At 68.7% G+C, this 6,000-nt stretch carries 8 protein-coding genes; 7 read left to right on the top strand and 1 reads right to left on the bottom strand.

Annotated features, from left to right (window positions below; all coding sequences use genetic code 11):
• Positions 1-194 precede the first annotated feature (194 nt).
• The 3 genes from secY to map are packed head-to-tail and all read left to right on the top strand — an operon-like array spanning position 195 to position 2,943.
• Positions 195-1,517: a preprotein translocase subunit SecY gene (gene secY / locus FS641_RS04550; protein WP_144760585.1), complete on the top strand. Its 1,323-nt coding sequence runs from the start codon at positions 195-197 to the stop codon at positions 1,515-1,517.
• Positions 1,514-2,104, top strand: a complete 591-nt coding sequence (locus FS641_RS04545; RefSeq protein WP_144760582.1) for an adenylate kinase — start codon at positions 1,514-1,516, stop codon at positions 2,102-2,104. The genes secY and FS641_RS04545 overlap by 4 nt, the downstream gene beginning before the upstream one ends.
• Positions 2,105-2,109: 5 nt before the next feature.
• Positions 2,110-2,943, top strand: a complete 834-nt coding sequence (gene map, locus FS641_RS04540) for a type I methionyl aminopeptidase (protein WP_395878945.1) — start codon at positions 2,110-2,112, stop codon at positions 2,941-2,943.
• 79 nt (positions 2,944-3,022) lie between these two features.
• Here the strand turns inward: map and FS641_RS04535 are convergent, their stop codons facing one another.
• Entirely contained in the window at positions 3,023-4,258 is a 1,236-nt protein-coding gene (locus FS641_RS04535; protein ID WP_260855685.1) for an LCP family protein, read from the bottom strand.
• A gap of 262 nt (positions 4,259-4,520) precedes the next feature.
• Between FS641_RS04535 and infA the strand changes: the two genes are divergently transcribed.
• The 4 genes from infA (at position 4,521) to rpsK (ending at position 5,893) form a co-directional block, all read left to right on the top strand.
• A complete protein-coding gene (gene infA / locus FS641_RS04530) occupies positions 4,521-4,742 on the top strand; it encodes a translation initiation factor IF-1 (protein ID WP_017885509.1) in 222 nt (73 codons plus the stop codon).
• Between the two features lie 70 nt (positions 4,743-4,812).
• Positions 4,813-4,929: a 50S ribosomal protein L36 gene (gene rpmJ / locus FS641_RS04525; protein WP_022903266.1), complete on the top strand. Its 117-nt coding sequence runs from the start codon at positions 4,813-4,815 to the stop codon at positions 4,927-4,929.
• A gap of 181 nt (positions 4,930-5,110) precedes the next feature.
• Complete coding sequence (gene rpsM / locus FS641_RS04520) at positions 5,111-5,485, top strand: 30S ribosomal protein S13 (protein WP_144760579.1); 375 nt, start codon at positions 5,111-5,113, stop codon at positions 5,483-5,485.
• 9 nt (positions 5,486-5,494) lie between these two features.
• A complete protein-coding gene (gene rpsK / locus FS641_RS04515; RefSeq protein WP_017885507.1) occupies positions 5,495-5,893 on the top strand; it encodes a 30S ribosomal protein S11 in 399 nt (132 codons plus the stop codon).
• Positions 5,894-6,000 lie beyond the last annotated feature (107 nt).

Below are 6,000 nucleotides of genomic sequence, written 5' to 3'. Positions count from 1 at the left end.
CCCGCCCGGCCTCTCGCCCGGCGCCACCTCGCCTCGCCCCCCGCCGCCCCCGCCGTTGCGGTTTCCTTGATGGCAGGCCCGGTGTCCTCCGTCACCTCGGTGGCGACACCGGGTCGCGCGGTCGGCGTACCGGCCTCGGGCAGTCACGCCCGGCTCGATCGGCAAGTCCGGTCCCACTAGTTCGGAGAGTCCTCGTGTTCAGAGCGGTCGCGCGCATCATGCGCACCCCCGACCTTCGCAAGAAGATCGGCTTCACCCTCGCGATCATCGCGCTGTTCCGCCTCGGGTCGTACATCCCGGCACCGTACGTCGACTACGCCGCGGTCCAGACCTGCCTGGCGAGCGCGTCCTCCTCCGGCGGGCTCTACGACCTCATCAACCTCTTCTCCGGCGGCGCGCTGCTGAAGCTCTCGGTCTTCGCGCTCGGCATCATGCCGTACATCACGTCGTCGATCATCGTGCAGCTGCTGCGTGTGGTCATCCCGCACTTCGACGCCCTCTACAAGGAGGGCCAGACGGGTCAGGCGAAGCTGACCCAGTACACGCGCTACCTCACGATCGCGCTCGGTGTGCTCCAGTCCACGACGTTGATCACGGTCGCCCGCTCCGGGCAGCTCTTCGGCACGAACGCCAGCCCCTCCTGCTCGTCGATCATCTCGAACGACAGCTGGTACGCGATCATGCTCATGGTCGTCACGCTGACCGCCGGCACCGGCCTGATCATGTGGATGGGTGAGCTCGTCACCGAGCGCGGCATCGGCAACGGCATGTCGCTGCTCATCTTCACGTCCATCGCAGCGCAGTTCCCCTCCGCGCTCTGGGCGATCGAGCAGTCGCAGTCCTTCGAGCTGTTCCTCTTCGTCATCCTCGTCGGCCTCGTGATCATGATGGCCGTGGTATTCGTCGAGCAGTCGCAGCGACGGATCCCGGTGCAGTACGCCAAGCGCATGGTCGGCCGTCGGACCTACGGCGGCAACAACACCTACATCCCGATCAAGGTGAACATGGCCGGCGTCGTGCCCGTCATCTTCGCCTCGTCGCTGCTGTACCTGCCGGCACTCGTCGCGCAGTTCAACCAGCCCTCCGACGGCTCCGCGCCGGCCGCGTGGGTCACGTGGATCCAGAGCAACCTGACCTCGGGTGACAACTGGTTCTACATGGTGCTGTACTTCCTGCTCATCGTCGGGTTCACCTACTTCTACGTCGCGATCACCTTCAACCCCGAAGAGGTCGCCGACAACATGAAGAAGTACGGCGGGTTCATCCCCGGCATCCGTGCCGGTCGACCCACCGCTGAGTACCTCGACTACGTCCTGACCCGGGTGACGTTGCCCGGCTCGCTCTACCTCGGTCTCATCGCGCTCATCCCGCTGGCAGCACTGGCGCTGTTCGGCGCGAACCAGAACTTCCCGTTCGGTGGCGCGAGCATCCTCATCATCGTGGGTGTCGGTCTCGAGACCGTGAAGCAGATCGACTCGCAGCTGCAGCAACGTCACTACGAAGGGCTTCTCCGTTGAGCGCACGTCTCATCATCGTCGGACCTCCCGGAGCCGGGAAGGGAACGCAGGCCGGCCGCATCGCCGAGACCTTCGGGATCCCCGCCGTCTCCACGGGTGACATCTTCCGGAAGAACGTGTCCGAGGGCACGCCGCTCGGGGTGCAGGCGAAGGCGATCATGGACGCGGGTGACTACGTGCCCGACTCGTTGACGAACGAGCTCGTGAAGTCCCGACTGGCAGAGCCCGACGCCGAGCACGGCTTCCTGCTCGACGGGTACCCCCGCACGGTGGGTCAGGTCGAGTACCTCGACGCCCTCCTCGCCGAGCAGGGCACCGGTCTCGACGCCGTCGTGCGGCTCGTCGCCGACCAGGACGCGCTCGTCGGGCGTCTGCTGAAGCGGTCCGGTGAGCAGGGACGCAGCGACGACAACGAGGAGACGATCCGTCGTCGCCAGGCCGTGTACGTCGAGCAGACCGCGCCGATCGTGGACGCGTACCAGCAGCGCGGTCTCGTGGTCGACGTCGACGGACTGGGCGGGGTCGACGAGGTCGGCGACCGCATCCAGGCGGCGCTCGCGTCGCGCGGGCTCACCGCCGGCGTCTGACGCCCGTGGTGCGGTTCCGCAAGCCCTCGATCTACAAGACGCCGGAGGAGCTCCGGGCCATGGTGCGCCCAGGACTGCTCACCGAGGAAGCGCTCGTGGCCGTCCGTGCGGCTGTCCGTCCCGGTGTCACCACGGGTGCGCTCGACGCGATCGCGGAGCGCACCATCCGGGACGGCGGCGGGATCCCGAACTTCCAGCTCGTGCCGGGGTACCGGCACACGCTCTGTGTCTCCGTGAACGACGAGATCGTGCACGGCATCCCCGGTGACCGCGTCCTGGAGCCGGGCGACATCGTCTCGGTGGACGCCGGCGCCGAGGTCGACGGGTGGAACGGCGACAGCGCGTTCACCATGGTGGTCCCCGGCGGCGACGCTGCGGTCACGACGGCGCGGCAGACGCTCTGCGACACGACCGAGCGGTCGCTCTGGCACGGCATCGCCGCGCTGGCGCATGCGAGGAACCTCCACGAGGTCGGTGCCGCCGTCGAGGACGCCATCGACGAGACGGGTGCCTGGGGCATCGTCGAGGACTTCACCGGGCACGGCATCGGCCGGTCCATGCACGAAGAACCGCCGGTGTACAACCACCGTGTCCGCGGTGCCGGTCCGGCGGTCCGGCCCGGACTGGTCGTCGCCATCGAACCGATGGTCACGGCCGGCACGATCGACAGCTCGACCGACGACGACGAGTGGACCGTCCGCACCCTGGACGGCTCCGACGCGGCGCACTGGGAGCACAGCGTCGCCGTCCACGCCGACGGGATCTGGGTGCTCACGGCCGCCGACGGCGGCGCATCCGGGCTGGCCCCGCTGGGAGTGACGCCGGTCCCGATCGCGTAGGGCCGGCCTCCCGTCCGGTCCCGCACTGCGGACGGCGCGAGCCGGACGGGAGGCGCGGTGTGCGCCCGCCCCGTCGGCGTCAGTTGCCGACGGAGCAGGTCTGCTCCGCCGCGCTCTGCCCGGTGATCGACGACGGCAGCGGCGTGGCGCTCTGGCTCGGCGCGCTGGTGCTCGCGCCGCCCGTCGGCGCCGTCGGCGCCGGAGTCGTCGGGGCCGCCGGCGTGCTGGGTGCGTCGCTCTGCTCCTCGGATGCGCGCCCCGTGGTCGAGTCGCCGAGCGTCGTCTTCTGGTCGGTCTGCAGGGCCACGTTCAGCGTGTGTGCCGCCGTCTCGTCGACGACCACCCGTGCCGAGTCGTCCGGGTCGTCCGCGACCGGGTACTGCACGAAGAGCATGTCGGACGTGCTCATCCCGCGCAGCATGCCGGCGAGGCCGACCAGGGTCCGCGGTTGGTTCAGCCCGTCGGAGAGCACCATGTTGTGCAGGGCCGCTCCGGCGAGCTTGTAGAGCGTGATCGGGTTGGAGAGCGTGCCGTCGGAGGTCACCTTCCGCAGGAGCGCGGAGAGGAAGACCTGCTGCGAGCTGATCCGGGCGAGGTCGCTGCCGTCGCCGACGCCGTGCCGGGTGCGGAGGAAGGCGAGGGCGTCCGACCCCTCGAGCGAGTGCGACCCGGCGTCCAGGTGCAACCCCGTGTACGAGTCGTCGATGGCCTTCGCGACGCAGACGTCGACGCCGCCGAGCGCGTTCGACATCTCGATGACGCCGTCGAACGTGATCATCCCGGCGTACGGGATGGTCAGCCCGGTGAGGTTCTCGACGGTGTCCACGACGCACGAGACGCCGCCGTTGCCGAGCGCGGTGTTGAACTGTGCGGACCGTGCCGCCGGGTAGCTCGTGCCCGTCTCCGGGTTCGAACATGCGGGGATCGGCACCATCAGGTCGCGCGGGAAGCTCACCGCGGTCAGCTGGGTGTGGTCCTGGGATACGTGGATGAGCATGGTGACGTCGTTGCGGGCGCCCTCGACGTCATCGCTCGCGTCGAACTGCCCGACGCGGGTGTCGCTGCCGATCAGGAGGATGTTCGCGCCGCCCGGGATCGCGGTGATGTCGGCGGACGCCGCGGTGTTCTGGTCGTCCTTGCTCAGCTTGACCGACTTCGGGGCGCTGGCGAGCTGGGCACCGGCGATGGCCGCGACGCTCGTCCCGCTGACGAGGACCACGGCGAGCGTCGAGGCGACGACCATCACGAGCGTCGCCCAGCCGCGCCGGCGGGGGAGTCGTCCGTGACGAGCGAAGGGCCTGGTGGCGTCGGGCACGTGGTCTCCGTTCAGGTGGCTGCATCGTCACCGTAGGGCTGGACTCCTCGTCCTCCCCCGCGAACGCGCCGTGGAACCACTGTGGAACGGCGGCCACGCCCTCAGGAACACCCCAACTCGGGGGAGGCGCCGCCCACACTTGGCAATCCGACCACTTTCCCATAAGATCGATCTTTGGTGTGTCATGCCGTCTCGGCGTGGCGCCCGACCCGCAGACCGGTTCGGGGATCACACCGTAATCCAACCAAGCGACAGTGAGGCTATGGCCAAGAAAGACGGCGTCATCGAGATCGAAGGCTCGGTGCTCGAAGCTCTGCCCAACGCGATGTTCCGCGTTGAGCTGACCAATGGGCACAAGGTCCTCGCGCACATCTCCGGGAAGATGCGCCAGCACTACATCCGCATCCTCCCCGAGGACCGCGTGATCGTGGAGCTGAGCCCGTACGACCTGACCCGCGGCCGGATCGTCTACCGCTACAAGTGATCCGCGAGCTGGAAAGGAACGGCCCGGCGAACCCGCCGAGCACGAAGCCAGCGAGCACGAGGAAACAGCAATGAAGGTCAACCCCAGCGTCAAGCCCATCTGCGAGCACTGCCGTGTCATCCGCCGCAAGGGCCGCGTCATGGTGATCTGCAAGAGCAACCCGCGTCACAAGCAGCGCCAGGGCTAGTCCCCGGGTCTGCCTGACCGGACGCCGACCGGCGGCCTGCGCAGGAACCACAACTGAACACCGAACACGCAGTACCAGAACTCCGCTCGCGGCTCCGGCCGGGACGGGGGGACACCTCGGGGCGGAGGCCCGAGCACCGGTACTGCGCCACACCTCCATCGACAACAGGAGCAGCCAGCACATGGCACGTCTAGCAGGCGTCGACATCCCGCGCGAGAAGCGCGTGGAGATCGCACTCACGTACATCTACGGCGTCGGCCGCACCCGCGCGGTCAAGACGCTCGCGGACACCGGTATCTCCGGTGACATCCGCGTCAAGGACCTCACCGACGACCAGCTCGTCGCCCTCCGCGACTACATCGAGGGCAACTTCAAGGTCGAGGGTGACCTCCGCCGCGAGGTGGCCGCCGACATCCGCCGCAAGGTCGAGATCGGCAGCTACGAGGGTCTCCGCCACCGTCGTGGTCTCCCCGTGCGCGGTCAGCGCACCAAGACCAACGCGCGTACCCGCAAGGGCCCGAAGCGCACCGTGGCAGGCAAGAAGAAGGCCCGATAGGAGATCACCATGGCTACCCCCAAGACTGCCGCGCGCAAGCCGCGCCGCAAGGAGAAGAAGAACGTCGCAGTGGGCCAGGCCCACATCAAGAGCACGTTCAACAACACCATCGTCAGCATCACCGACCCGTCGGGCGCCGTCCTCAGCTGGGCGTCCTCCGGTGCCGTCGGCTTCAAGGGCTCGCGCAAGTCGACGCCGTTCGCGGCGCAGCTCGCCGCCGAGTCCGCTGCGCGTCAGGCGCAGGAGCACGGCGTCAAGAAGGTCGACGTGTTCGTGAAGGGCCCGGGTTCCGGTCGCGAGACCGCGATCCGCTCCCTCCAGGCCGCTGGCCTCGAGGTCGGCTCGATCAACGACGTCACGCCGCAGGCGCACAACGGGTGCCGCCCGCCCAAGCGCCGTCGCGTCTGACGCGAGGAGCAACCGGCCGTCCCCTACTCGGTCCCTGACGGAGATCCGTCTCCCGGAGGGCCCGAGCGGGGACGGCCATTCCTGGTCGTTCGATCGCGTACGTCAGT

Source organism: Curtobacterium sp. 9128 (assembly GCF_007673775.1).
Taxonomy (GTDB): Bacteria; Actinomycetota; Actinomycetes; order Actinomycetales; family Microbacteriaceae; genus Curtobacterium.
The sequence above is the reverse complement of the archived record's forward strand: the minus strand, read 5'-3'. Positions and strand labels throughout refer to the sequence as shown.

Coding starts and splice junctions, on each gene's coding strand:
- rpsK (WP_017885507.1), top strand. CDS start 5,495: ATGGCTACCCCCAAGACTGCCGCGCGCAAGCCGCGCCGCAAGGAGAAG.
- rpmJ (WP_022903266.1), top strand. CDS start 4,813: ATGAAGGTCAACCCCAGCGTCAAGCCCATCTGCGAGCACTGCCGTGTC.
- rpsM (WP_144760579.1), top strand. CDS start 5,111: ATGGCACGTCTAGCAGGCGTCGACATCCCGCGCGAGAAGCGCGTGGAG.
- infA (WP_017885509.1), top strand. CDS start 4,521: ATGGCCAAGAAAGACGGCGTCATCGAGATCGAAGGCTCGGTGCTCGAA.